We start from the raw sequence: 26,594 nt of genomic DNA on the forward strand, positions 1-26,594 counted from the left end.
AGATGCTTATTGCTTTTTTAATCTCATCTAAGTAAATAAAACCATTAATATTAACATTAATACTCCAGATTTTGCATTAAGCAGAGAATTATCTCTTTTTATAACCTAAGTTTACAAATATATCGAAAATGATAAATATATTTGTCACATTTATTTTAGTGGGAGATCATATGGTATGTAAAAATAATTATGGTATGTAAAAATAATACAAAATCCTGCGAAAAGATAGATACCGCAAGCGCAGCCCGCATTTTTAAAGTCCTTACAAGCTGGCAGCCAAACTCGTAATTGAAAGATCTACAAAAGATGTCCTGTTTTTATGGCGATACAGAGTGAAGGAGCGCATCTGCTGTCCTGAATTCCATTAGCAGCCGCGAAACTCACACGATGAAAACTTTTTCCGTGAGATAACTCCTCAGCATAAAGGGGAAGTAAAGAACGGTCAGAGGATGTGTTAAAGTTGATATGTTGGCGGGCTTTATGGATATATTATATCATAAATATGAAGTCATAAATATTATATCATAAATATGAATTCTTAAGTATAACATCCTAAGGATAATATTTTGATTGTTTATAATCCTGATCTTGTGTTAATAATCTAGAAAGGATTATAAATTCACATCCTGGATATTTTCTTATCATATGTGTTTAAATTTCGTTTCCACAGGATTATGTTTTTGAACTGATCGAACCTATAAATACGCAAATCATTTTATATATTAAGAAATTCTAACTGTTGTATAGCATGCCGAAAGATCTAAAACACGATAGGCCAGTTTTCCAGACGGGGTATCTGGACGGTGTGAGTCAGCTTATTGCCAGTCGCTGGAAAATAGGAGCAGCTATTGTATTAGCTGTACTTTTATTCTTTGCTTTCCTTATACTGCTGCCACTGGCAGATGGAATAGTTCTCGGGATAGTCTTTGCTTATATTGCCAGGCCTATCCAGGTAAAGTTTGGGAAGTACCGAAAAATAGGAGCTCTGTTTGCCAGTCTCTGTATTTTTATACCTATAGTATTCATTGTAGGAGTAGGAGTTGTCGAGATTCTTAATCAGGTTTCCTGGTTCATCGAACACCAGGCTTCAGTTATGAGCGGAATTCTGGAGTTTATACATTCACTGGAAATTCCGGAGGAATATGTCGAGAGGATAAATAATACGATCTGGAACCTTTTTAGCTCCCTTTTACCTGCAGTCGGCAGTATAGGACTGATCTCATATGCCCGGAACATAGGACTTTTCGTAATTAACTTCATAATCTCTATTTTCTTCTGTTATTTTCTGCTTGCCGATGGGGACAGGCTTTACTGCGCTTTTCTTGGCGTAATCCCAGGGGATTATCAGGCCATTGTAAACCGTTATGCGGCTCACCTTGACCTAATCCTGAAAGGAGTTTTCATAGGCAATGCCTATTCCGCCCTGATAGTAAGCGTGACTTCGGTTTTTGTCTTTTACGCTTTCGGATTTACCCATGTGCTTGCCCTTGCAACCCTGGTTTTTATTGCCTCAGTTATCCCTCTTTTTGCCGGATATATGGTACTCGTGCCTCTGGCTATAGTACGTTATTTTGATCAGGGACTTGAAAGTGCATCTCTTTTCTTTATTGTTTCTTCCCTTGTAATCTACGGTCCCCCTGAACTGATTCTCAGGCCTTACCTGACAGGTTTGAAGTCAAAGATTCATCCTATGCTGCTTATGCTCGCCTTCCTTGGAGGAGCTTTTGTGGGAGGAATTGCAGGTTTTTTTGCAGCCCCGATTCTTCTTGGAGCGCTTGTTGCAGCTTACAGGGTTTATCAGGAGCAGATCAATCCTGAAGTGGCGGCACAGGCTGACCTGGACCTTATAAATCCGGTAAACTCATGCCAGGATTGATTGAAAAAATTGTCTTCAATGAAGCGAAAGGGATTGATTTATATCATTGCAGGATGTTAGGACTTTCATATATTCTTCCTTACTTCCTTTAATCAGGATCTACTGACGGATACAGACCACAAACAGTCTTAAAATCAGGTCGTAGTATTAAGTCATTTAAGTCATAATACTAAGTCATAATACTGTTTGATTCTCTGTTTGACCAGGAACCGAAGCTAATTCGGAATCCATATTCGGTTTAGAAAACACAGGTGATAGAATGCAGTTATTGCTCATTCACTCTGATTATATTGAATACGAAACCAAAAAACAAACTCCAGTTGCTGAAAAAATTGAAGAGTCTCTAAAGTCGGGCAGGCTTGAGGAAGCTCTCACGGCTTTTACGGCTGTGGAAAGTGTAGACGAAGCCAATCCAGAAGAAGCTATAGAAAAGGCTGTTTCTGAAATCGAAAAAGTTGCAGCCCAGGTCAAAACAAACCGCATAATGCTTTACCCTTACGCTCACCTGAGTTCTGACCTTTCCTCTCCGAAAGTTGCAGTTCAGGTTTTGAAAGGTATGGAAACAGCTCTCTCGTCTAAATACGAGGTCAAAAGAGCTCCTTTCGGGTGGTACAAGGCTTTTACCGTAAGCTGCAAAGGGCATCCCCTTTCAGAACTTTCCAGAAGCATCCGCCCTGAAGGGGCAGCAAAACCGTCATGTGGAGCCGTGGCAGTCGAGAAAGAAGAAGTCGTTTCCGAAGCCCTGAAAGCTGAGGGTACTGCAAGGTCTTACTGGCGCATCCTGACCCCGGACGGAGAACTTCACGAAGTCGAAGGCTTTGATCTGACACCCTATCCAAAACTTCAGCATTTTGTGAATTATGAAATTTCCAAGAGCAGGGCAGTTGAGCGTGCTCCTCCTCACGTAGAACTCATGCGCAGGCTCGAGCTTGCAGACTACGAACCAGGGTCAGATTCAGGGAACATGCGCTATTACCCTAAAGGAAGGCTTGTCAAATCCCTCATTGAAAACTACGTGCTTGATGTCGCAACCGATTTCGGGGCAATGGAAGTCGAGACTCCCCTGATGTACGACATGAACCACCCGACCCTCAAGAAATACCTTGACAGGTTCCCTGCAAGGCAGTACTCTATCGAGTCGGACAAGAGGCAGATGTTCCTTAGATTTGCAGCCTGCTTCGGGCAGTTCCTTATGAACCACGACATGACGATCTCCTACAAGAACCTTCCTCTCAGGATGATCGAAATGACCCGCTACAGTTTTAGAAAAGAACAGCGCGGGGAACTTGTGGGCTTGAGGAGGCTCAGGGCTTTTACCATGCCGGATATGCACACCCTCTGCGAGGACATGAACCAGGCTGTAAACCAGTTCAAGGAACAGTATGACCTCTGCATCAATGTGCTTGAAAACGTGGGAATCCATATTAATGATTATGAAGTTGCCATCCGCTTTACCAGAGATTTCTATGAGTCGAACAAAGACCTGGTAGTCAGTATGGCACAGACCGTCAACAAGCCCGTGCTTGTGGAGATGTGGGACACCCGTTTCTTCTACTTCGTGCTCAAATTCGAATTTAACTTCGTAGACGCCCTTGCCAAGGCAAGTGCACTTTCGACTGTTCAGATTGATGTGGAAAATGCCGAAAGATATGATATTTCCTATGTGAATGCCGACGGCAAACTGGAGAGACCTACTGTGCTCCACTGCTCTCCGAGCGGTGCAATCGAACGCTGCATTTATGCTCTCCTTGAAAAGGCTGCAATGGAAACCGAAGAAGGAAAGGTCCCGATGCTGCCTGTCTGGCTTTCCCCAACTCAGGTCAGGATCGTGCCGGTTTCGGAAAAGCACATAGCTTTTGCCGAAGAGGTTTCAAAGAAACTGGACTGCAGAGTCGATATTGATGACCGCGACCTGTCAATAGGAAAGAAAGTAAGAGAAGCTGGCAGGGAATGGGTGCCTTATGTTGTGGTCATTGGAGACAAAGAGGTCGAAGAAGGTTCAATTAATGTAACCATCCGTGCAGAATCCGAACAGGATAAGCCTAAAAAAGTCCAGATTACGCCCGAAGAACTCAGTGCCCGCATAAAAGAAGAAACCGCTGGCAAACCCTACAGGAAGCTGCCGCTTGCAAAATACCTTTCTGTAAGGCCAAAGTTCTTCTAAGCAATTTGAATTTAAGCGATTGAAATTTAGTTCAGGGTTCCTTTCAGGAAAACAGGAAACTTCAAAGGAAGTCTGCTCTTCAATGAGCTTTTCCTTTGATTTTTCCTTTTTATCCTTACCCATTACTCTCAAAATAGTTATATTTTTATAGATAATATATAATGTATCATTATATATATCTGAAAATTTACATTAAAGTAACTCTTATACCGCCGTAATTCTTATATTGCGGTAGTTATTATTATTGAAAAGGGATTCCTTTTAACTAAAAAAACTTCAGACATACTCTTTCCGATTTTAAAAGAAAAGAGATAGTCCAGATTAAGTCCAGTTTTCTTGACTGAGGATTTTTATTTGTTATTTTGCAGTGAGGGGAATTAATTCTTATAATCTTTCCAGTTACATGCACTGTTTCCTGTGCATGGAGCATGCAGTTTTCCGGAAAACTCTTTGAAAGAATTCTTTGAAAGGCAGCTTTCTGGTTTTAGGATATATACAAAATTTCATAATGTTAAAATCATAAGGACCGCGTACTGATGACAATTTCAAATGAAGCCGCAGCCGGCATGGAAACAGTCGAGCTCGAGCCCTTGAGAGAAGATAAGAAAAGAATCTTTAAAGATATTCTGGGGTATTTTGAAACCCATCAGAGAGGCTATATTAAAGTTCCAACGGGCTGGGGTAAGACATTTCTTGCAAAACATATAATGAAAGAATACTACGAAGATGGAAAACTTGTACTTTTCCTGATTTCCAAAAACAATCCTCTCTTAAGCCAGACATACTACGACAGGAAAAGAGACAGACCACTTTTTCCCAATAGTGCCATCCTCTCTTCCGAACATAAGGTTTCGAGAAAAGAGATTGCAGAAGCACTCAGAAAATCAGGGCAGGAAAAAGATAAAGGTTTTGTGCTTTTTGCCTCTCTCCAGACACTGCTTGGGAAGCAGGCTTCCGAAATCAAAGAATTAGTTCTTGAGTATACCGACCTTGCAATAGTTGACGAGATCCATAACTTCATAAATAACAGGGGAAATGATTTTCTCAATGAGTTCGGAGAAAGGACCAAAATCATGGGGATGACTGCAACTCCTTTCCAGGGTGTTGTCGGAAATGTCAAGTTCGTGGACGAGATTGCCGGAGACATGCGAGAAATTTATGCAAAGACCCTGCCTGAATGTATCCTTGACAACGAGCTCGCGCCCCTTAAGTATACGATTGCAGAAAGTTCTGAAGATATCTTTGAAATCTTCGACTTTGAAAAAGGGCTGGATGAACTTGACAAACAGGACCTTTTCCTTGACTGCAGCACAGCCGACAAATTGAAAAAAGTAGTAAAAAGGACACAGCTTGCAAAAGACGTATACGACTCGATGATAAAGCAAAGGAATGCAAAGACCCTTGTCTTCTGTGCCCCTGTCCGGAAAAGAGTTTACGGAGCCGGGGCAGAAGGGGAGGAAATCAATGCTTTTCATGCAAAACTTACTGCTTCGGTTTTTAACGGAGAAATCTCGGCTTCTAAACTAGAAAAAGATCCTGACCCTGTTTTACCTCTCGACTTTGATAATTATACTCCCGAAGGGGAATTCAAAAATACAGCTTTTATAACCTCGGAACTGCCCAAAGATGAACAGAGCGCCCTCCTCGCAGCTTTCAGGGACACAGGAAAACCGCCCTATATCCTCTGTACGGTCGGCATGCTGATAGAAGGCTTTGATTTTCCGGGACTCGAATCCCTTATCCTTCTGCGCCCCACCCTGAGCATGCGGCTCTTTGAGCAGCAGGTGGGAAGGGTTACAAGGCTTTCCCCTGTTTCCGGGAAGGCTAAAGGGAACATCTTTGAGATCTCGGACAGCATCGATTCCCTGTACCAGCGTTTTGGAGAAGGGGTTTTTAATGGAGAAAAGGTTGACCAGGTTCAGATGCTTCAGCCAGAAATCCGCCTTGAAGAGCTTTTCTCTGAAGGGGATGCAGCCCGTGCAATAGAAGAAGGGAAAATAGAGATTAAAAAGGTAGAGCTCAGAGCTATCGGAAAAGGCAGAGGAAAAGGTTCCCAGATCAGGGAAGTTCCTGTCAGGCTTCCCCCAACTGCCATAAGGTCAAAGTATTTTTCACGCCTGCTCGCTCTGACCGAAGAAAAAGACATAGGAGCTTTTGAGCGCGAAAAGCGGGAACTTATGCGGGCTGCCCTGCGGTTCAGGGTAAGGGAAGTGGTGGACGCAGAAGAGCTTTTTGAGCTTTCAGCCAGGATTAATAAGCTCAAGCGGGAAGCGTATGAAGACCGCAGGCTGGGAGATGTCGCAAGGCAGCACAAACCCAGGGTTTTCGGGGAAGTCGAATGGCTCCTGAAACTTCAGGCTTTAAATTCCCTTAAGTACGAAGGCGGGCGCATCTCCATGCCCGAGAAAAACAAAATTCTAAGGACTCTGGGATTTGAACCTGATATGAGGAAAATAGATAGCTACAGACTTAAATGCCTTAAACTCGGTTCTGCTCAGAAGACCATTCCCGACCTTATCAAAGTGCTCGGTTTCGTGAGCCGACTTTCGTCTTCGGAAACCTATCAGTTCCTTGATAAAAAGAAAAAAGAGCAGTGGAAACGTGAGTTTTTGCCGGCAGTTTACTGGGGCTTCTGCTTTATTGAAGATTCTCCGGAACTTAAAGAGCTTTTCGAGTCCACAGAATGGGACAGACGGGTCAAAAATATTATAAGGCAGAAGTAATCTGACAGTGCCTGATCGATCGGTTGATATTATTAAAAGCAGCCGGTCCGGAATTTTTTTGTTTTTTCTGCTGCGGTTGCAGGATTGAAACGGCTCGCCAGTCAGATAAACACTTAATTTGTCCCCAGAAGTCGCTTTTTAATTCTCATGGTGTCGAAAACCTCCGCCAGCCTGTCTGTCGGCTCTGCCCAAAAAGCAGAAAGAAGCAGTAGCAGTAGGATGAAGAAAAAAGACTTGAAATGTGTAAAATAAATGAAACAAATATGGGAAACGTATTTTGCAGTATTTGTTTCGGTTTTCTGCATTTTCATGAGCTTTTGACATTACTTTTACATTGCGATTTTTATTTATTGGCTTTTTTCTTTTTCTGCTCACTTTTCACTGTATCTTTAACGTATTCAAAATTCCAGAACGGAATTCCTTTTATTTCTCCTTTCTCCAGATGCTCGATTTCATGAGCTGCGCTGTATGCCGGAGTACCTTTTAGCTGTATGCGCTTTTTTTTCAGCTCTCGGACCGTTATTTTCCTGAGTTCCGGGTTTACCTCTGCAAATATAATCTTCTTCGCCTGCAGGGTTATTAAATAAGGTCTTTCAACCAGTTCCCTTTCTTCTTTTGTCCCACACTTTTCCAGCCTGCGGACTATCCCTTCTTCATCTATGATTTCCGGGTCGATAAAAAAGTAGATCTTTTCCAGAGTATAGCCAGTTTTGCGGTCTTCATCGTAGCAGGTAATTACATCTTTTACTGCAATGCTCTTTGCTTCTTCGGTGGCATAGCTCCATGAGCCTCCCGATTTCAACGAAAGCAAGAAAGGAAGAAACAGATCCCCCTGAATTCCAAAACTGGAAATCATATTTTTTTCCCTGGCTGAAAACCTGAATATTGCTCTAATTTCTTCGGCATCCATATTCATGTTCCTTCCTAAAGAGTTTGAATCTCGAAGCCTATTTAATTTTTCTTTTTACTGAAAATGTTAAAATTTCATACCAGAGTTTCTGCGTTTTGGCAGTAAACTTTACCATCTCGGTAGGAATTACCTATGAACTCTTTTCTTTACATCTATACTGATAATAGGATTCTCGCTTTTTGAATACTCTTCTTTTAACTCGTTAATCCTTTCAAATTGCTCATTTCTGTCTTTACAGTCTTTCATTGTGACAGCTTTTTGACATTTTTTCTGGTATCATCTTTGATACTGATACCTACTTCGAAACTGTCTGCTATATATGATCTGGTATCACATTAAAAATGACATCAATAGTGGTATCAAAAAGATACCCTGCTTAATGAAGGCAACCGGAAATCTCTAAAATGTAGTGAACATTAAATAAGCAAGGGAAAAATGGGAATTTCGTGTCAACAGATATGAGGTGAAAATGGTATGTTCTGTAACCAATGCCAGGAAGCGCTTAACGTAAAAGGCTGTACTAAAAATGGGGTATGCGGCAAAAAAGGGGAAGTTGCAGACCTCCAGGACAGGCTGATCTACGTCCTTAAAAGCATATCTTTCTATAACCAGAAAGCAAGAGAAGCCGGCCTTAACGAAGAAGCAACAGACAGGTTTATACTCGACGGTTTCTTTGCCACCCTTACGAATACCAACTTTGACAAACAGGCGATTGAATCCTATATAAAGAAAGGATTTGAGATCCGCGATGCTATTAAGGCAAAACTTCCTGCTGGTTCTCTGCCTGCTGAAGAATCCCTGCCTGCAGTAGCCAGGGTCACCCCGGAAAACATATCCGAAATGGATGTTGCTGTTCACTCCACGCAAAACGAAGATGTCCGGTCTCTCCGGGAAATGCTGACGTTTGGAATGAAAGGGCTGGCAGCTTATGCACACCATGCTTATATTCTCGGGTATAAAGACGAAGAAATTTTTAAATTCATAGAAAAAGGGCTGGTTGCCACAACAGATGACAGCCTGAGTATGGAAGACCTTATAGGCCTGGTTCTTGAATGCGGGCAAAAAGGTGTTTCTGTACTTGCCCTGCTAGATAAAGCAAACACAGAAACTTACGGAAACCCCGAGCCGACAGCAGTCAATATAGGGGTCAGGAATAATCCGGGAATCCTTATCAGCGGGCATGACCTGCGGGACCTCGAACAGCTCCTTGAGCAGACAAAAGGAACAGGAATTGATGTCTACACTCACGGAGAGATGCTGCCTGCAAACTCATACCCTGCCTTTAAGAAGTACGATAACTTTGCAGGCAACTACGGTAACTCCTGGTGGAAACAGAATGAGGAGTTCGAAAAGTTTAACGGCCCTATCCTGATGACCACAAACTGCATAATCCCACCTAGAGAATCGTATAAAAACAGGATCTATACTACAGGGGTTGTGGGCTTCGAAGGGCTTCCGCACATCTATGAAAAAGAAGACGGCACAAAAGACTTCACTCCGCTTATAGAACAGGCGAAAAAGAGCAGACCGCCTGAGCAACTGGAAAGCGGAACAATCACCGGAGGCTTTGCGCACGAAGCAGTCCTCTCGGTTGCGGATAAGATCATAGATGCCGTAAAAACCGGAAAGATCAGCAGGTTTATGGTCATGGCAGGCTGCGACGGCAGGCAGAAGGAAAGGGCGTACTATACCGAGTTTGCAAAAGCCCTTCCGAAAGACACTGTAATTCTAACAGCAGGCTGTGCCAAATACCGCTATAATAAACTGGATCTTGGCGACATCGGAGGAATCCCGAGAGTTATCGATGCCGGACAGTGCAATGATTCTTACTCGCTTGTGGTAATAGCCCAGAAGCTTGCTGAAGCCATCGGCCTCAAGGACATAAATGAACTGCCTGTCTCTTACAACATCGCTTGGTACGAGCAGAAAGCCGTACTTGTCCTGCTCGCCCTTTTGAGCCTTGGCGTAAAGAATATCACCCTCGGCCCTACACTTCCGGCTTTTGTCTCTCCAAATGTGCTCAAGGTGCTGGTTGATAACTTCAATATCAGACCCAACACAACGGTAGAAGAAGACATGAAAGTCCTGATGGGACAGAAGTGATTTTAAGTTAAAGACAAAAATTAAATCTGGAGAAAAAAGCTCTCAATGGGATTTTCTGGCTTTTAATTCTCCAGCTTCCTTTTTCTTGAATTCTGGCTTCAGGCATCAGGTCTCTCCAGTTTTTCCAGTATATCTGGATACTCTTTTTGTTTCATTTCAGTTTGTTCTTCAAGCCGTTTTTCAGGAGCCTTCGAATGCTCCACATATTCTATCACTGACCCGTCAGGATGTTTTACAGTCATATTCCTGCCGGTCGGAACTTTCGCAGGTCCCCGGATGATTTCTGCTCCTTTTTCTTCCAGAAAAGCCCTGTACTCATCGAGAGAATCAACAAGAAATGTAGCCTGCGTGTTTCTGAAAGGCTTCAGGGCTTCTTCAGAGCCGGCTATGAGTAAAATATTACTTATCTGAGCCAGTTCCACACCGATTTGAGGAATTTCAAAACGCATGGCTGCGTGTGTACCTGAGAGTTCTTCGTAGAGTTCGAGGGCTTGATCGAGGTCGGGAACGTAGAGGCGGGAGAGGGTTTGAAGGATTTTCATTTTCTTGCACCTGGGCCAATATACAAAAAACTTGACTTCAAATTTACAGCAAATTAGGCACACTGCCAACAAATTGAATCTTAATTATTATATAAATTGAAGGCAATAAATAGAATTGGGATTTACTCAATTGGGCTGGGAACTTAAAGCTGAAAACATCTTATTTTTTAATCTTGCTGGTTTTGGCGAGAATGTATATTATTTGATTCCACTCCTCATATGCGTAAGCCCTGATTAGAATTTCAAAAAGGGAATTTTGAATTATAGATAAAGAGCATCTTTTCATAAGAGGTGGAAAATGAATTCTATTGATCCAGTTATTCGGTGGGGATGGCTGAAGTTCATGTACCTTTATACAATTATTGGTGCTGGTCTTCTTGGACTGGGAGTGGTTATAGCTCCCGAATCCATAATAACCATGATGGGATGGCCTTTGCAGGACCCAGTTATTTTTGGAGTTTTCGGCAGTGTTTTTGTTGCTTTCGGTCTCGTATCCTTGTTTGGCTTGAGGTCTCCCCTCAAGTTTGTTCCAGTCCTGCTTTTACAGTTATCTTATAAGATAATCTGGTTTGCAGGGGTTGCCCTGCCTCTTATATTGAAAGGGCAGTTCCCAGCACATGGATATGTTTTCGCTGTGATATTCCTCAGCTATATTATAGGAGACTTCATAGCCATACCCTTCGGCTACTTATTCGGGAAGGGTGAAGCTGGAAAAAATGTAGCTACTACTTAAAGATATCAATGTTGTAGAGATCTTTATAATCCAGAGTTTTCAAAAATCTTTGTCCTGGAGCTTAAACCGGACCTGAAAAGATCCGGATCCAGATATTTTCAATATTTTTGGGGCGGGAAAGCAAAAATGATTAGAAAAGAATTAGATTCTCTTAAAAGGTTCCTGCCCGGAAAATTTCGTTTTTTTAAATACTCACAGCTCAGACTATCTCTGCTACCTTCTTTTTCGAAGCTTTAAACGCTTCCTTTGCCCCTGACTCAGTAAGCCCGGCTCCCATTGCGATTTTCAGAGCGGTCTCATCGGTTATCAGGTTCTCAGGTGCATGGGTATCGGTATTCACAACAAGCGTTGCTCCGAATTCGAGGGCGAGCCTTGCAACGTGCCCGTTAGTCCTGTTGTGCCCGTTCCTGGAAGTGATTTCAAGTAATACATTATTCTCTACAGCAGTCCGGACATCTTCCTCAGAGATCAAACCCGGGTGAGCCAGAATGTCAACATACTCACAGGCAGCAGACGCTGCATTTGTGCCGGGGGCGACAGGCTCGGTGATAGTTTCCCCATGCACGACCACGATTTCTGCGCCCAGCTCTTTTGCCTTCTTTGCCATGGGAGCAATTTTTCTTGGAGGGACGTGCGTCAGCTCAACTCCGGTCAGGACGCGAATATCCCATTCTTTTTCAAGGTATTTTGCTTTCTTTGCGGCATCAAGAAGCTGTTCGAGATTTGTATAGTCTGCGTGGTCGGTAAGTGCGATAGCCTCGTAGCCGTGGATCACGGCACGCCGGACGAGTTCACTGGGGAGCAGTTCCCCGTCGCTGAAAATAGTGTGAGTATGAAGGTCAATCAACTGGGATCACCGTGTTTTAAACTCGTTTTATTTTTACACCTTATTCTTTTCACTCTGAGGTATGCTTAATTATGTTGAGTTATGCTTAATTATGCTGAATTATACAAATCATTTTATTAACTCACTTTATTAACATAACTTCATGATAAAATTAATCCGAGCTCTCGAACTTTTCAGGATTTTCAGATTTTCCAAGCCTTTCTTCAACATCTGCAAAAGCAAAGTTCGGTTTGACATCCGTTATTTTGATCTGGACCTTTTCTCCGACTTCAACTTCCTTTACGAAGACCACAAAGCCTTCAATGAGAACAGCTCCGTCTCCGCTTGAGCCGAGCTTTTCTATATCCACAACGAATTTGTCTCCTTTCCTCAGGGGAGCCGTGAGGAACTTCTTTCCGATGATGTAGATCTCCGCACTCTGCGACCTGGAAGCTTTCGGGGAATAAGCCATGGTGCGGACAAAGTTTTCCCTGACTTTGTCAAGGTAATCGTTGAACATGTCTCCCTGAAAGACCTTGACCACAAAATTTCCTTTTGGCTTGAGAATCTTCTTTGCGCACTCAAGTGCCGAGGTTGAAAGCTCAATTGACCGTGCGTGGTCATAGGACCAGTTTCCTGAAAGGTTGGGGGCTGCATCACAGAGAACCACATCTGCTCCTTTTTCCCCCACGATTTTGATGATTTTCTTTATCGTGGAATCCGCATTAATGTCTCCCTGAATGGTCTCGACTCCTTCAATAGGGTCGATCCTCTGCAGATCGACACCAAGGATCTTTCCTCCTGAAAGCTGTTTTGCGACCTGAAGCCATCCGCCGGGAGCCGCACCCAGGTCCACAACCGAGTCTCCCCGCTTGATAACCTTATGCTTCTCATTGATCTGTTTTAGCTTGAAGGAAGCCCTGGACCGGTACCCTTCCTCTTTTGCCTGATGATAATAATAATCTCTTCTATCTCTTGCCATTGCTTACCTTCCCTGCACTTAAAGCTCATATAGCTTGCGCAGAAGTCATATCCGGAGTTCACTAATCTTTTGTCAGATAGCCCTGAATCTTTATACTCCAACACCAGCGTTCTTATTCTTGCTTTCCTTACTTTTACTTTCGCCTGCATTGAAAAGAATTGCGGAGCATATTAGCACAATTACAGCAGCCCAAACTGCTTTAGCTCCGATAAACGATGTAAGCAGCCCTCCAATAATTGCTCCTGCAAGGAACGAGAGGTTAATCGTAGAGAATCGGACGGCTCTCAGAGACGATTCCCGGTCTTTTTTTGCGAAAGCAAGATAAGCGTCCTGTGTAGCCGAGCGTAAATTTCCAGTAATCATTGTTGTGTTATATGCAGAGCCAACCAGTTTGCGAAATGAAGATATCTGAACCGAAGAGACGAAAGAGACTGCAACAGTTACAATGATATCCGGGCTTGTATAGGGTATGAAGCCTATGATAAAAAGGACTGCAATTTCAAGAATTAGGACTGCCCTTTCTGCATCCGGCACAAACAGGCGCATTGAAGGTTTTTTAATGATCTCGGCAACCACCACTCCGAGAATGAATGCCAGAATAGGAACTGCGTGAAGAACTGCCTTCCCCCATTCTCCTGTTGCAGCTTCTATGCCCATGAGAACGACGTTTCCGGTCTGTGCATTGGCAAAAACACCGCCTCTCCCTATGAATGTATAAGCATCAAGGAATCCTCCCACCAGTGCAAGAAGTATTCCAAGCTCCACAGATTCAGAAGTAAAATTGTTCAAACGTATTTTTCGTTCATTTTTTAGCATTTTGTACCTTTATCACCCAGAATTCGAAAGCCCTATTTAATAGTAACGAGCATGCCCAATAAGTATATATTCTCAATATATAAAAATGAGAAGATATATTTAAAGATTACTTTTCAATGTAGAAAGTTCTATTCCGGAATTATTGCAGCCGATTAATTTTTGCGTAGCTATAACTGTTTTTGGGCAAAAAAATGCTTCACAGCAAATATCTTCTGGAGCTTAAAACAGTTCTTATAATCTCCTCGCCACCCGTTTTTTCTACCTTAATATCAGCCGCTTTTTCAATAATCTCAGGGCTCAGAGGAAGGCGCTTCTCAGCTTCCCTTATAAGCGGGGTATCTCCGTTCAGAATAACGCAGTCAACAGGCGAATTTTCTTCGAGCACCCTGTCCAGAGCTTCAAAAACTTTGTCCATATGATGTGCAATATCTTCTTCCCTGAGGCGTTCGAAACGGCGCTGGGAGAAGCCTCCCTTGCTGTGTTTTTCTTTTACGCTGCTTTTGATAAACTCTTCCGTATCAAAGACGCGGGCATCAGGAGCAAAGCCTATAAAAGACTCGCCTGCATGCAGGACAAGAACGAGCAGGCGGCAGGAGGAATTAAGGATTTCTTCAAGCGGGGCGGTCTCAAAGTTATTCTGGAGATACCAGGCAGCGGAGGCGACAGGGAAAGGAGGGACTAATGCTTCGGAAATCATGCGGTGAAGGTCGTAAAAAAATACCATGCCTGTTTCGGTGTCAAGCCTGTCAAGGAGGGAGCGAGTCTCTTCTTCGACCATCTCAAGGTTTTTTTCGGGAAGTACATCTGAAAGGCGAGTTCCGGAGGGGAGATATACAGTTAACAGGTCCTCGGAAGGGGAGTGGAAGGAATTGAGTCTGGAAAGGTAAGCCTGAACAGCAGCAGGGCTCAGGTTTTCAATTCCGCGAAACTCGAGCCGGTTCTGGGATTCAGTCCGAAGTGATTCAAGTTCATGCGAAAGGGTCTGCATCCGAACAAGCTCCTGATTTAAACGGGCTTCAGCTTCCTGCCTGTCCGAAACTGCCTGCCTTGCAAGGGCTTCCTTCTTTTCAAGCTGGTTTTTTGCACCCTGAAGAGCAAGTTCAAGCTCAGCTATCCTTGAGGAAAGCCTGTCAACTTCAGTTTCCAGCCTGCCTTTTCCGGAGATTTTCCCAAAAATGGTGCCAAGACCTTTTTTTTCATCTGCCGTAACTTCTGTTTTTGAAGCCTTTTTGTCGGTCATCTGCCTACCGCCTTTCTCATAATAGATCATAAAATCAATATGTATTTCCTGAAATCAATACCCAATACAATGCAGAAATCTCCAGTAAGTAACCTGACTGTATAATATAGCAATACCTTATTTAACTGTACTAATTATAAATGGCGACATAAGCCAGTTAGAGACAAATGAAGACAATATTATGAATATAATATTGTTATTGCATCATCTACGATACGTGACAACCACAAAACTTCCAATTGTATATGATACTGGAAGACACGGTCCTGCTGGACTTAATAATAAAATATACTCTCTATCAGATTTAAGCGCCCCTTATATTTCGAAAGTTTTAAGAATATTATATTTAATGTCACTGTGATTTTTCAGGATTTTTTCAGAAAAGTGAGCTCATTTACATAATTAATTCTTATCGATTACTTCGGTGCCTGAATGAAAAAACCATTGAAAGAGTCTCAAAATAAAAAGGATCAAATGAATCCTGACCAGCAAATCCCTGTCCGGAATAAGGCTGAAAAAATTCATCCTACTCTCTGGATCCAGGGGCACAGGAGTTCCTCTCTTGCCGGAAAAACCATCGTCCTTGGCGTTACCGGAAGTATTGGAGCTGTCAGGGTAGTTGAACTTGCAAGGGAACTGATTCGAAACGGGGCAGAAGTCCATGCGGTCATGACTGAAGCTGCAAAGCATATCCTGCACCCTGACGCCCTGCATTATGCCACAGGAAACCCTGTAATTACCGAACTCGGGGGCAGGGTGGAGCACGTGGAATTCTGCGGGTTCAAAGGCAGGGCAGACCTCCTTCTTATAGCGCCGGCAACAGCGAATACCATAGGAAAAATAGCGTGCGGGATAGACGATACCACAGTTACCTCTTTTGCAACAACAGCTCTTGGTTCAGATCTTCCTGTTATGCTTGTCCCTGCAATGCACGAGTCCATGTACAGACACCCTGCTGTAGTTGAAAATGTGGCTAAGCTGAAGATCTGGGGGATTTCCATGGTGGGTCCCAGGTTTGAAGAGGGCGTTGCAAAAATTGCCTCAAACGAAGAAATAGTGCTCGAAGTAGAGCGGGCTCTTGGAGACCGGAGCCTGGAGAACCGGAAGATAATAATCACAGGCGGTTCAACTGCTGAAAGCCTTGACCCTATCCGGATCCTTACAAACCGGGCTTCAGGGAAGACAGGCAGGGAACTTGCCCTTGAAGCTTACCGCAGGGGGGCTGATGTAACCCTTGTGCACAGGGACAGGCTCGGGTTTGCAGGGATCAGGGAGATTTTTGCCGAAAGTGCTGCGGAAATGACTGAAGCTGTGCTTTCTGAACTGGAAACGGGGTATGATGTCCTTATAAGCTCTGCAGCAATCGCAGACTATACAGCCGAACCTTCTCCTGAGAAAATAAAATCAGGGGGAGAGTTTGTGCTGAAACTGAAACCCACCCGGAAATTGATAAAGGAATGCAGGGAAAAACACCCTGAACTTGTGATAATAGGTTTTAAAGCCGAAACAGGCACAGGTCGAGAAGAACTCCTTAAAAGGGCTGCTGCAACCCTTGAAGGAACAAAACTCGATATGATTGCAGCAAACGATGTAGGAAAAGGCGGAATGGGTACTGAAGAAAATGAACTTTACCTGCTGAGGCGGGGAAAAGCCGAACCCTGGCACGTAAGCGGGAACAAGCGGAAACTTGCAGCCAGCATCCTTGAAGAGGTAGCCGGGATTTTAAATTCACAACAGAAATTTTACAGGACAAAAATTGACCTTGAAAAAATAGCTTAAGGAATAAAAAAGGCGTTTTCTATGTATACATACGAGAGTGAAGGGGCAGACTTTTTCGCAAAAGCATATGCTCCAGGGCATATAACAGGTTTTTTTCAGATCCATGAGCATAACGACCCTCACCAGAAAGGATCTACCGGCTGCGGAATCGTTCTTAACGGAGGAGTCACGACCGAGGTAAAGGTCGGGAAATCCGTGGAAAATACCGAGATTTTCCTCAATGGAAAAAAAGTTGAAGGCAAAACCACCCGCACGGTTGTGGAGATGATGACCGATAAGCCTGTAAGGGTGAAGAGCTGGGCGGAAATCCCTGTTGGGTGCGGGTTTGGAGCGTCCGGGGCAGGAGCTCTCGGGACAGCTTATGCCCTGAACAGGGCTCTATCCTTAAACAGGACCGTAAAAAACCTGACCGAATACGCTCACGTAGCTGAAGTTGTTAACCGCAGCGGGCTTGGAGATGTCGCTGCCCAGTCAAGCGGCGGAGTGGTGATAAGGCTGCATCCCGGAGGGCCTGAATTCGGAAATATAGACAGGATTCCCGCTCCTGAAGCAAGGGTTTTCTGTATCGTACTCGGTGAGATTTCTACGGACTCTGTCCTGGCAGATGAAGCTGCAGCAGGAAGGATTAACGCCGCAGGAAAAGCTGCTATGCTTGAACTGCTTAAAAAGCCAACTCTTGAGAACTTTATGTATCAGGCAAAAGACTTTGCCAGCAAGACAGGCCTTATGAGCAGTACTGCACGGGATGTTATTGAGGCTGCAAATGCAAGTGGAGGTATGGCTTCCCAGGCAATGCTTGGAGATACAGTCTTTGCAATTGCCCCCCACAATCAGGAATTTGCTCTTTACGAAGCACTTCAGGATTTCGGGCAGGTTCTGGAATACGGGATCAGTACCTGTGTACCCCGATTACTTTATGACTGAGCCTTATTCTGGCTCTGTTTCCAGATTCCTCGTTTCCGGGCAGAATATTTCATAACTATATCTGAAGAAATATACTGTGAATAAAGAAATATATTGAGAACGTGGGAAATTCAGCTAGAAAGAAAAACTGGTTTTTGCAAATAGAGAGTTTGAATGATTAAATTCGGGAAAAAAACGTCGTATACTACTTTGTTAATTAAAAATGAGTGACTAAAGGCTCTCTGTGGAAGAAAGCACCCACAACTTAAATACTATTGAAATAAAAAAATACTGAACCGCATAAATTGCCCGCAGATCAGGGCAGAGTCCTTAAAGTTTCAAACGAAAAGAAAAAAAGTAAATTGACAAGCATAAAGGTAAGCGACCTATATGACAGATATACCGCAAGACCACCCGAGGTACGAATCCCTGCTCGCCCGTGAAAAGGTTGCAGCCGGGGTAAAAATGGGAATTACAAGTATCCAGGGACTTATCGCCCAGGGGAGAGGAGAGAGCTTTGATTATCTTATAGGCGAAAGAAGCACAGAATCTGCCCTGTATGCAGAGAGAGCTGCAGTTGCTGCACTTCTCCTCGCTGAGAACCCTGTTATTTCAGTAAACGGCAACGTTGCAGCTCTGGCTCCTGATAAAGTTGTCTCGCTGGCAGACATTACCGGAGCCAAAATTGAAGTAAACCTTTTCCACAGGACTGACACCCGGGTACACCTTATAATAGAACATCTGAAAGCAAACGGAGCTTCCGAAGTGCTTGGAAAGAACCCGGACGCAAGCCTTGAGCTCTCCCACGACAGAAGGCTTGTGAGCAGCAAAGGGATCTATACTGCAGATGTTGTGCTCGTTCCCCTTGAGGACGGGGACCGCTGCGAGAAACTTGTACAGATGGGAAAGACTGTCATAACAATCGACCTGAACCCTCTCTCACGGACTTCCAGAACCGCCACAATATCAATCGTTGACAACCTTACGCGAGCTCTGGAAAACATGACAAAATTCGCGCGGGAAATGAAAAAGGAAAGGAAAGATGAACTTGTGAAATTGATAACCACTTACGATAATAAAAGGACTCTTTCCGAAGCGATTTCCGAAATTCAGGAACACCTTAAAAACATGGTTGCAGAAATGGAATACTGAAATCTGGATATTGCCTGAAGCAGGATATTTATGGACCTGATTGAAAAAACAAGGGAATTTGCGGCTACTTTTCATGAAGGGGAGCCCAGTTCCCATGATATGTCTCACATAAACCGCGTAGAAGCCCTCTGCATGGAGATTCAGAAAGAAGAAGGAGGAGATCTTCTTATTCTCAGGCTCGCAGCTCTCCTGCATGATGTGGGGGTTATCAAAGAACACGAAGAGGGAGGAGACCATGCCCTCTACAGTGCCGAGATAGCCGCCGAGTTCCTGAGCAGGGCAGGCCTTGAGAAAAAAATTATTGAAGCTGTAACGTACTGCATCCTGACCCACAGGTTCAGCGGGGGAAAAAGCCCGGAAACGATAGAAGCCAGGATCCTTCAGGATGCAGACAGGCTTGATGCCCTGGGAGCGATTGGCATTTTCAGGTCTATCCTGTCAATGGGGGCTCTCAGGATGCTGAAGCACACAACAGGGCTTGATAAAGGAAGCTCAAAAAAGACTGTCTACATAGACGATCCTGTAGAGGGTTTTAACGAATACATGCGCTATAAACCTTTTACAATTCCCGAAAGGTTGAATACCGATACGGCAAAGAGGATTGCAGGAGAAAGGCTGAAGATAATGCACCTCTACCTTGAGGCTCTTAACCTTGAAAACGAAAACGGCAAGCTGAAACCCTGAACTATAATTTACTTTTTAGAAATCGGGGGCAGGGGTTTGAAGCAAAACTCTGGGGAGAAAATCGACACTTCAAATACGGTTTTTTAAAATAATAAGTGTTTCCCCACTTTATCAGATTGTTTCAAAGTTTTAGATTATCCGGTCAGGCAAAAATGCTTTATAAAGATTCTGCATTTTATAATAAAGATTCCTGGCTTTATAATAATCACAGGGAAATTTTCAGGACAACTTTTTTAGGATAACCTCGTAAACTCGTGTTCATTATCTGATAAGTTAAGTTCAATAAAGGGCAGTTCAATAAAGGGCAGTCCAGTGAAGTTCAGTTCAATAGGAGTTGCAGTTCAAACCTGATGGATATGATCATATGGCTGACATAATAATAAAAAATGCTTATGTTTTAACAATGGACCCTGATGCTGGAGACCTGAAAAATGGGACCGTTGTTATTGAAGATGGAAAAATCACGGAAATAGGAGAGAAAACAAAAGAACATGCTGAAACCGTGATTGATGCAAAAGGCTCGGTAGTAATGCCAGGGCTTGTAAATACGCATACGCATGCGGCAATGACTCTCTTCCGGGGTTATGCCGATGACCTTCAGCTTGCAGAATGGCTTGAGAAACATATCTGGCCTGCCGAAGCCCAGCTTAGAGCAGAAGATGTTTACAGAGGAAGCCTGCTTGCCTGCCTTGAAATGATCAGATCCGGAACAACATCATTTGCAGACATGTATTTCTTTATGGACGAGACTGCAAAAGCTGTTGAAGCATCAGGGATCAGAGCTTCACTTTCCCACGGCCTCATCGAGCTCTGGAACAAAGAAAAAGGGGAAACCGACCTTAAAGAAGGAAAGCGCTTTGTCAGAGCCTGGCAGGGAGCAGCAGACGGCAGGATAAAGACAATGTACGGACCTCATGCCCCGAATACCTGCTCGGATGAGTATCTTGAAAAAGTGAAAGAAGAAGCCAGAAAGGACGGAGCAGGCATCCACATCCATGTCCTTGAGACTGAAGCTGAACTGCTGGCAATGAAAGAAAGGTACGGGAAATGTTCGGTGCACATGCTTGATGATATAGGGTTTTTTGGGCCTGACGTGCTTGCTGCCCACTGTGTATGGCTTTCTGACGGCGATATAGAAGTTTTGAGGGAAAAGGGGGTAAATGTCTCCCATAATCCAATAAGCAATATGAAACTGGCTTCAGGAACTGCCCCTATCTACAAAATGCTGGAAAGAGGGGTGAATGTCAGCCTCGGGACTGACGGCTGCGCCTCAAACAACAACCTTGACCTGTTTGAAGAAATGAAAACTGCTGCTCTTCTGCACAAACTGAGCACAGGAAATCCTACTGCCCTTCCGGCCCGCCAGGTACTGAAGATGGCAACCGTTAATGGAGCAAAGGCTCTTGGGACGGAAAGCGGCATGTTAAAGGCAGGAATGAAGGCAGACCTGATTATAGTTGACATGAAAAAACCGCATCTTACCCCCTGCTTTGATGTTCCTTCCCATCTGGTGTACTCTGCAGGAGGAAGCGATGTCCGGACAACAATCGTGGACGGAAAAGTCCTTATGGACGACTACAGGGTTCTCGTGATGGACGAACAGAAAGTTATAGAAGAAGCTCAAAAAGCCGCAGAAGAGCTTGCGGCAAGGGTGAATGCCTGAAATCTTCTGTCCTGGTACTATTAAGCTATAATATTTTAAAAGCTATAATATTTTAAAGCATACTGGCACGATATAAAGGAAAATAAATACTATAGGCCCAGTGTATACAGAGTTATTTTATTTCATCTGTATTTCGGGCAGCAATTTAGAGTTTCAAAATTATCCAGCTTGAAAATTTAACCGCCTATCTAATAAATGACGGGATCACCATGACCGAAAAAGAACTCATAGAATCCGGAAACATGAAAATGGAATGGGCAAGAAATCACATGCCTGTGCTTGCGATCATCAGAGAAAAATTTGAAAAAGAAAAACCCCTTAAAGGGCTTAAAGTAGGAATGGCACTGCACGTGGAAGCAAAAACCGCAGTCCTTGTCGAGACCCTCGCTGCCGGCGGCGCACAGGTTGCAATTTCAGGCTGCAACCCTCTGAGCACTCAGGATGATGTGGCAGCTGCTCTCGATACCAGGAAGAATATAAGCTGTTTTGCAAAATACGGGTGCTGTACGAGCGAGTATTATGAAGCAATAGATAAAGTTCTTGATATTGAACCTGACATCACAATCGATGACGGAGCAGACCTGATTTTCAAGCTTCACAAAGAAAGGCAGGAAATGCTTCCGAAAATCCTGGGGGGCTGTGAGGAGACCACCACAGGTGTGCACAGGCTTCACGCGATGGAAAAAGACGGCGCACTCAAGATGCCGGTAATAGCCGTAAACGATGCCATGACCAAGTACCTTTTTGACAACCGTTACGGGACAGGCCAGTCAGCCTGGGACGGAATCAATCGGACCACCAACCTTCTTGTGGCAGGCAAAAACGTTGTTGTTGCAGGCTACGGCTGGTGCGGGCGCGGGGTTGCAATGCGGGCTGCAGGCCTTGGGGCAAGCGTAATCGTTACCGAGGTAGACCCAATAAGAGCCCTTGAAGCCAGAATGGACGGTCACAGGGTTATGAAAATGGCAGAAGCTGCAAAAATAGGAGACATCTTTGTAACTGCAACAGGAAACAGAGATATCCTTACAGCCGACCACTTTAAGGTTATGAAGGACGGGGCAATTCTTGCAAACTCAGGTCACTTCAATGTGGAAATAGACATGGAAGCCCTTGATTCTCTTGCAAAATCCACCCGGACTGTCAGGCACAATATCAAAGAATACGATATAGGCAACAGACGCATTAATGTGATAGCGGAAGGCAGGCTCGTAAACCTTGCTGCAGGCGACGGTCACCCTGCTGAGGTCATGGATATGAGTTTTGCAAACCAGGCTCTCTGCGTGCGTTACATTGCAGAAAACAAGCTTCTGAACGGAGTCCACGGGGTCCCGAGAGAACTTGACACCTATGTGGCAAGGCTGAAGCTTGAGTCTATGGGCATAAGCACAGACGAGCTCACTTCCAAACAGGAGTGCTACATGAGCGGATGGGAGTGCGGAACGTAATTCAGAGACGAAGCAAAAGAAAGTGCTCTAAGCAAATATAAACTCCAGATATATTGGAAATTCCAGATATACTGGGTGCGGTAAATATGACCATGTTTCCATTTATGGAAAAGTGAAAATATTTACCCACTTAAATTACAAAATAAGATCAAAAAATAATTAGTTACTAATACATATAATTTCATTTTTACAAGCTGGGAATTCTTATTAAGAAAACAGTTAAACCGGAAATTCGTATTGGGAGAACGTTTACAATTCTGTTTTCATTCATAAAATATCCAGATCGCAGATAAATCACTTTATTTTTTTAAGAAGTCTAAACTTCTTTTAACAAAGAGGATTCTCCCAAAAACATAAGCTGAGAGCCTTGTACGGCAACCGATTCATGTAAAACGATAGTCTGGGAATAAGCCCGGAGAAGGGGTTGGGATGAAAGGACAACTGAGGAAGTCTGGTATTGACATTATAGGGGATATCTCCTGGGGGACACATTTCTGCCAGTTTTACCAGACAAAAGAAGATTTGAAAGACATACTTGTACCTTACTTCAAAGCAGGGCTGGAAAATAATGAATTTTGCATCTGGGTCACATCAGAACCTCTGGGCGAAGAAGAGGCAAAAGAAGCCCTTAAAAAGGCTGTTCCCGGCATTGATGCTTATCTGGAGAAAGGGCAAATTGAAATTATTCCATATACCCACTGGTATGTGAACGAGGGCGTATTCGATTCCAGGAGGTCTTTAAACGGCTGGATTGAAAAGCTCAATAATGCCCTGAAAACTGGTTTTGACGGTTTAAGGTTGAGCGGAAACACTTCCTGGATGGAAAAAAGAGATTGGGACGACTTTGTAGATTATGAAGACGAGGTAGACAGAATCCTTGGAAATTACCGGATGATAGCTCTCTGTACCTATTCTCTCGACAGGTGCAGTTCAACCGGGATAATAGATGTGATGGTCAACCATCAATTTGCTTTGATTAAAAAGAAAGGAGAATGGCAGAAGATAGAAAGTTCCAGGAGCAAAAAAGCAGAGGAGATTGCTGTTCAGGCAACGAGGAACTGGGAATATACTTTTGATGCTATTCCGGATCTGGTCGCCATACTCGATGACCAGTATAGAATCGTCCGGGCAAATAGAGCCATGGCATCAAAACTGAATGTGGCACCGGAAGAGTGTGCAGGCCTGATCTGCTATAAAGCTGTTCATGGGACAGACGAACCTCCTTCTTTTTGCCCGCACAGGCAGCTGCTTAAGGACGGTCTCGAACATACCGCAGAAGTCTATGAGGACTGCTTTGGAGGCTATTTTTTAGTAAGCGTCTCACCGCTTCACGACTCTGAAGGAAAACTCATCGGGAGCGTTCATGTTGCCCGTGATATCAACGAACGCAAGCAGGCTGAGGATGCACTTCGTCAGAGTGAGCAGCACGCCAGGTTAAAGCTGGAGAAAATTCTCTCACCTGTCAGCAGTCCGGATACCTTTGAGCTTGCGGAGATTGTTGATATTCCGGTTATTCAGTCTCTCATAAACGATTTTTATAAGCTTACTAATGTTCCCATAGGTTTGAACGATCTCAAAGGCAATGTTCTGGCATGTGTCGGATGGCAGGAGATCTGCACGAGATTCCACAGGGTTCACCCTGAAACCTGCAGGTACTGCAGAGAAAGCGACATGGAGCTGTCTATGGGCATTTCTCCGGGAGAGTATAAGCTTTACAGGTGCCGGAACAATATGTGGGATGTAACGACCCCTGTTATGGTTGCAGGCAAGCAGGTAGGCATCATTTTTTCAGGGCAGTTTTTTTTTGAGGATGAAATTCTGGACTATGAGTTTTTCCGTTCTCAGGCAAGAAAGTATGGTTTCAATGAGGACGAATACATATCAGCGCTTGAGAAAGTTCCGAGGCTGAGCAGAGAGACTGTTGATGCAGGGATGGCTTTTTTGATGGGTTTTGCCAATATACTCTCGCAGCTGAGCTATAGCAATATAAAGCTGGCTCAGTCTCTGGCAGAACGCGATGCCCTTGTGGAAGAGTTAAGGAAGAGCTATGAGCGTTTTCGCTCAGTTCTTGAGAATTCGCTCGACTCGGCATACCGAATGGATTTTCAGGATAACTGCTTTGATTATATGAGCCCGGTGATAGAGCAGATTACAGGCTTTTCTACAAGGGAAATAGATGCGATGACCAGCAGTGATCTTCTTTGCCGCATTCATCCGGAAGACCGTCCGCGTATCGTTATGGAAATTTCCAGGTCATTAGAAGAGGGTTTTGGGGCACATGAGTACCGCTTTAAATGCAAGGATGGAAAATACCGCTGGCTAGCTGACCACTTCTCGATCATTAAGGATAAAAGCGGCATTGTCCGCTTCAGGGCAGGTATCGTCCGCGATATCACTGAAAAAAAGCAGGTTGAAGAAACACTGGTAAGAAGTGAGAACAAATTCCGCACACTGGCTGAAAATTCTCCTGACCTGATTGCTCGTTTTGACAGACAAAAACGCCACATATATGTAAATCCTGCCAATGTAGAGCCTTATGGTTGTTCTCCAGAAGAAATCATTGGAAAAACCAATGGTGATCTGGGAATGGACCCTGAGCTGGTTAAACTATGGGAAGAGCACTATGAAAACGTTTTTACCACCGGAGTTCCTGAGGTGATGGAGTTCCATTATACGTCTCCTCAGGGAAAGAAATATTACTTTAATACACAGGTAGTACCTGAGTTTATTGACGGCGAGGTAGTCTCTGTTCTTGCTATTTCTCATGATATTACAGACATTAAAGAAGCAGAAGCTAAATTAAAAGACACACTCGATAATCTGGAAAACCTGGTTAAAGAGCGCACAGTAGAACTAGAAGAAGCTTATAAGCTATTGAAAGAAAGAGAAGAGAGCCTTGCTGAAGCTCAAAAAATGGCTCATATAGGGAGCTGGGAATGGGATATTGCGGCTGATAAAGCATACTGGTCTGAAGAGATGTACCGGATTTTTGGACGTGATCCTCAAAAATCAGCCCCATCTTTAGATGAATATTTAAGTTATATTCATCCCGACGACCTTGACTATTACTGTAAAGTCAATGATTATACAAGTAATGTACGTACTTCTGGACTTGATTTTAGAATTGTTTTAGCTAACGGGGAAGAACGTACACTCCATATAAAATCCGATTTTATTTATAATGATGAAAATGTCCCTGTTCGGGTAAAAGGAATAGTTGAGGATATAACTGAACGTAAAAAGGCTGAAAAAGCCCTTGTAAACCTTGAGATTGCCCGCAAAAAAGAAATTCATCACAGGATCAAGAATAACCTGCAGGTAATTTCTTCCTTACTCGACCTCCAGGCTGAAAAATTCCGGGGCAGAAAATACGTTGAGAATTCGGAAGTTCTGAACGCTTTTCGGGAAAGCCAGGACAGAGTAATATCGATTGCCCTGATTCATGAAGAGCTTCATGAAGGCAGGGGAAAAGATACATTGAATTTTTCACCATACCTCCAGAGACTTGTTGAGAATCTATTTCATACTTATACCCTTGGAAATGCCGATATCAGCTTAAATATCAATCTGGAAGAGGACACTTTCTTTGACATGGATACTGCCATTCCTCTGGGGCTGATCGTCAATGAGCTTGTATCTAACTCCCTCAAACACGCATTTCCCGATAGAAAAGGAGAAATTAAAATTAAACTTTACAGGGAATTGAACGGGGAATGTAACACAGGTGCAGGAAGCAAAAACGGAGATTGTACAGGCAGCAGCTTCATTTTGAAAGTTTCAGATAATGGAGCAGGTATTCCTGAAGGTCTTGATCTGGAAAATCCTGAAACTCTTGGTATGCAGTTGATAACTACCCTTGTAGACCAGCTGGACGGCGAACTTGAAATAAACAGGGATTCTGGAACGGAGTTCTGCATAAAATTTGCAGTAGAAGAAAAGTAAGAAGAATAGTAGAAGAAAAGTAAGAAGAATTCTTCTTTTGAGATATTCGTTTATTTGATATGGTCTGGACTATCTGAAAAAATAGGATTAATAAGCTGGAAATGACTAAAA

The 26,594-nt window shown here is 43.7% G+C and carries 18 protein-coding genes and 1 pseudogene; 12 read left to right on the top strand and 7 right to left on the bottom strand.

Translation table 11 applies throughout. The annotated features are described in order from the left end of the window. Positions 1 to 748 precede the first annotated feature (748 nt). The 3 genes from PLL47_RS03070 to PLL47_RS03080 all read left to right on the top strand — a co-directional run bounded on the left by PLL47_RS03070 (position 749) and on the right by PLL47_RS03080 (position 6,763). Positions 749 to 1,876, top strand: coding sequence for an AI-2E family transporter (locus tag PLL47_RS03070; RefSeq protein ID WP_324444666.1), 1,128 nt, complete (start codon positions 749 to 751; stop codon positions 1,874 to 1,876). Positions 1,877 to 2,135: 259 nt separating this feature from the next. Next, positions 2,136 to 4,040, top strand: a complete 1,905-nt coding sequence (locus PLL47_RS03075; RefSeq protein ID WP_324444667.1) for a threonine--tRNA ligase — start codon at positions 2,136 to 2,138, stop codon at positions 4,038 to 4,040. Between the two features lie 536 nt (positions 4,041 to 4,576). Next, positions 4,577 to 6,763 (top strand): DEAD/DEAH box helicase, encoded by a 2,187-nt coding sequence (locus PLL47_RS03080; protein WP_324444669.1) that lies wholly within the window; start codon positions 4,577 to 4,579, stop codon positions 6,761 to 6,763. 343 nt (positions 6,764 to 7,106) lie between these two features. Here PLL47_RS03080 and PLL47_RS03085 read toward each other — a convergent pair whose 3' ends face one another. Further along, complete coding sequence (locus PLL47_RS03085) at positions 7,107 to 7,673, bottom strand: putative ATP-dependent zinc protease (RefSeq protein ID WP_324444671.1); 567 nt, start codon at positions 7,671 to 7,673, stop codon at positions 7,107 to 7,109. 126 nt (positions 7,674 to 7,799) lie between these two features. Beyond that, a pseudogene (locus PLL47_RS14940) lies at positions 7,800 to 7,931 on the bottom strand (ISAzo13-like element transposase-related protein); the annotation flags it as partial. Between the two features lie 216 nt (positions 7,932 to 8,147). On the opposite strand from PLL47_RS14940, the gene hcp reads away from it, so the two are divergent. Further along, the gene (gene hcp / locus PLL47_RS03090; protein ID WP_324444673.1) at positions 8,148 to 9,776 is read left to right on the top strand and encodes a hydroxylamine reductase; all 1,629 of its coding nucleotides are present in this window, start codon (positions 8,148 to 8,150) and stop codon (positions 9,774 to 9,776) included. Positions 9,777 to 9,874: 98 nt separating this feature from the next. Here hcp and PLL47_RS03095 read toward each other — a convergent pair whose 3' ends face one another. Then, positions 9,875 to 10,318, bottom strand: coding sequence for a VOC family protein (locus tag PLL47_RS03095; protein ID WP_324444675.1), 444 nt, complete (start codon positions 10,316 to 10,318; stop codon positions 9,875 to 9,877). A gap of 298 nt (positions 10,319 to 10,616) precedes the next feature. Between PLL47_RS03095 and PLL47_RS03100 the strand changes: the two genes are divergently transcribed. Continuing rightward, positions 10,617 to 11,051: a hypothetical protein gene (locus tag PLL47_RS03100; RefSeq protein ID WP_324444677.1), complete on the top strand. Its 435-nt coding sequence runs from the start codon at positions 10,617 to 10,619 to the stop codon at positions 11,049 to 11,051. Between the two features lie 199 nt (positions 11,052 to 11,250). Here the strand turns inward: PLL47_RS03100 and PLL47_RS03105 are convergent, their stop codons facing one another. The 4 genes from PLL47_RS03105 to PLL47_RS03120 form a co-directional block, all read right to left on the bottom strand. Next, a complete protein-coding gene (locus PLL47_RS03105; protein WP_324444679.1) occupies positions 11,251 to 11,898 on the bottom strand; it encodes a histidinol phosphate phosphatase domain-containing protein in 648 nt (215 codons plus the stop codon). Between the two features lie 151 nt (positions 11,899 to 12,049). After that, the gene (locus PLL47_RS03110) at positions 12,050 to 12,859 is read right to left on the bottom strand and encodes a 23S rRNA (uridine(2552)-2'-O)-methyltransferase (protein WP_324444681.1); all 810 of its coding nucleotides are present in this window, start codon (positions 12,857 to 12,859) and stop codon (positions 12,050 to 12,052) included. Between the two features lie 90 nt (positions 12,860 to 12,949). Then, positions 12,950 to 13,675, bottom strand: coding sequence for a YoaK family protein (locus PLL47_RS03115; RefSeq protein ID WP_324444683.1), 726 nt, complete (start codon positions 13,673 to 13,675; stop codon positions 12,950 to 12,952). A 196-nt stretch (positions 13,676 to 13,871) separates the two neighbouring features. After that, entirely contained in the window at positions 13,872 to 14,915 is a 1,044-nt protein-coding gene (locus tag PLL47_RS03120; protein WP_324444685.1) for a Vms1/Ankzf1 family peptidyl-tRNA hydrolase, read from the bottom strand. A gap of 432 nt (positions 14,916 to 15,347) precedes the next feature. On the opposite strand from PLL47_RS03120, the gene coaBC reads away from it, so the two are divergent. The 7 genes from coaBC to PLL47_RS03155 all read left to right on the top strand — a co-directional run bounded on the left by coaBC (position 15,348) and on the right by PLL47_RS03155 (position 26,483). Next, entirely contained in the window at positions 15,348 to 16,694 is a 1,347-nt protein-coding gene (gene coaBC / locus PLL47_RS03125) for a bifunctional phosphopantothenoylcysteine decarboxylase/phosphopantothenate--cysteine ligase CoaBC (protein ID WP_324444687.1), read from the top strand. A 21-nt stretch (positions 16,695 to 16,715) separates the two neighbouring features. Next, positions 16,716 to 17,618 (top strand): pantoate kinase, encoded by a 903-nt coding sequence (locus PLL47_RS03130; protein WP_324444689.1) that lies wholly within the window; start codon positions 16,716 to 16,718, stop codon positions 17,616 to 17,618. Between the two features lie 369 nt (positions 17,619 to 17,987). Next, a complete protein-coding gene (locus tag PLL47_RS03135; RefSeq protein ID WP_324444691.1) occupies positions 17,988 to 18,749 on the top strand; it encodes a 4-phosphopantoate--beta-alanine ligase in 762 nt (253 codons plus the stop codon). Positions 18,750 to 18,779: 30 nt separating this feature from the next. Then, on the top strand, positions 18,780 to 19,433 hold the full coding sequence (locus tag PLL47_RS03140) for an HD domain-containing protein (protein ID WP_324444693.1): 654 nt from the start codon (positions 18,780 to 18,782) through the stop codon (positions 19,431 to 19,433). 364 nt (positions 19,434 to 19,797) lie between these two features. Further along, positions 19,798 to 21,096, top strand: a complete 1,299-nt coding sequence (locus PLL47_RS03145; RefSeq protein ID WP_324444695.1) for an amidohydrolase family protein — start codon at positions 19,798 to 19,800, stop codon at positions 21,094 to 21,096. Between the two features lie 209 nt (positions 21,097 to 21,305). After that, positions 21,306 to 22,541 (top strand): adenosylhomocysteinase, encoded by a 1,236-nt coding sequence (locus tag PLL47_RS03150; RefSeq protein ID WP_324444697.1) that lies wholly within the window; start codon positions 21,306 to 21,308, stop codon positions 22,539 to 22,541. A gap of 429 nt (positions 22,542 to 22,970) precedes the next feature. After that, on the top strand, positions 22,971 to 26,483 hold the full coding sequence (locus tag PLL47_RS03155; RefSeq protein ID WP_324444699.1) for a PocR ligand-binding domain-containing protein: 3,513 nt from the start codon (positions 22,971 to 22,973) through the stop codon (positions 26,481 to 26,483). Positions 26,484 to 26,594: the final 111 nt, after the last annotated feature.

Origin of the sequence: Methanosarcina sp., from assembly GCF_035390745.1 — an archaeon.
In the GTDB taxonomy this organism is placed as follows: Archaea; Halobacteriota; Methanosarcinia; order Methanosarcinales; family Methanosarcinaceae; genus Methanosarcina.

Excerpts from the sequence above, each read along its gene's own strand:
- PLL47_RS03070 (WP_324444666.1), top strand. The coding sequence starts at position 749 with ATGCCGAAAGATCTAAAACACGATAGGCCAGTTTTCCAGACGGGGTAT.
- PLL47_RS03075 (WP_324444667.1), top strand. The coding sequence starts at position 2,136 with ATGCAGTTATTGCTCATTCACTCTGATTATATTGAATACGAAACCAAA.
- PLL47_RS03080 (WP_324444669.1), top strand. The coding sequence starts at position 4,577 with ATGACAATTTCAAATGAAGCCGCAGCCGGCATGGAAACAGTCGAGCTC.
- PLL47_RS03085 (WP_324444671.1), bottom strand. The coding sequence starts at position 7,673 with ATGGATGCCGAAGAAATTAGAGCAATATTCAGGTTTTCAGCCAGGGAA.
- hcp (WP_324444673.1), top strand. The coding sequence starts at position 8,148 with ATGTTCTGTAACCAATGCCAGGAAGCGCTTAACGTAAAAGGCTGTACT.
- PLL47_RS03095 (WP_324444675.1), bottom strand. The coding sequence starts at position 10,318 with ATGAAAATCCTTCAAACCCTCTCCCGCCTCTACGTTCCCGACCTCGAT.
- PLL47_RS03100 (WP_324444677.1), top strand. The coding sequence starts at position 10,617 with ATGAATTCTATTGATCCAGTTATTCGGTGGGGATGGCTGAAGTTCATG.
- PLL47_RS03110 (WP_324444681.1), bottom strand. The coding sequence starts at position 12,859 with ATGGCAAGAGATAGAAGAGATTATTATTATCATCAGGCAAAAGAGGAA.
- PLL47_RS03115 (WP_324444683.1), bottom strand. The coding sequence starts at position 13,675 with ATGCTAAAAAATGAACGAAAAATACGTTTGAACAATTTTACTTCTGAA.
- PLL47_RS03120 (WP_324444685.1), bottom strand. The coding sequence starts at position 14,915 with ATGACCGACAAAAAGGCTTCAAAAACAGAAGTTACGGCAGATGAAAAA.
- coaBC (WP_324444687.1), top strand. The coding sequence starts at position 15,348 with ATGAAAAAACCATTGAAAGAGTCTCAAAATAAAAAGGATCAAATGAAT.
- PLL47_RS03130 (WP_324444689.1), top strand. The coding sequence starts at position 16,716 with ATGTATACATACGAGAGTGAAGGGGCAGACTTTTTCGCAAAAGCATAT.
- PLL47_RS03135 (WP_324444691.1), top strand. The coding sequence starts at position 17,988 with ATGACAGATATACCGCAAGACCACCCGAGGTACGAATCCCTGCTCGCC.
- PLL47_RS03140 (WP_324444693.1), top strand. The coding sequence starts at position 18,780 with ATGGACCTGATTGAAAAAACAAGGGAATTTGCGGCTACTTTTCATGAA.
- PLL47_RS03145 (WP_324444695.1), top strand. The coding sequence starts at position 19,798 with ATGGCTGACATAATAATAAAAAATGCTTATGTTTTAACAATGGACCCT.
- PLL47_RS03150 (WP_324444697.1), top strand. The coding sequence starts at position 21,306 with ATGACCGAAAAAGAACTCATAGAATCCGGAAACATGAAAATGGAATGG.
- PLL47_RS03155 (WP_324444699.1), top strand. The coding sequence starts at position 22,971 with ATGAAAGGACAACTGAGGAAGTCTGGTATTGACATTATAGGGGATATC.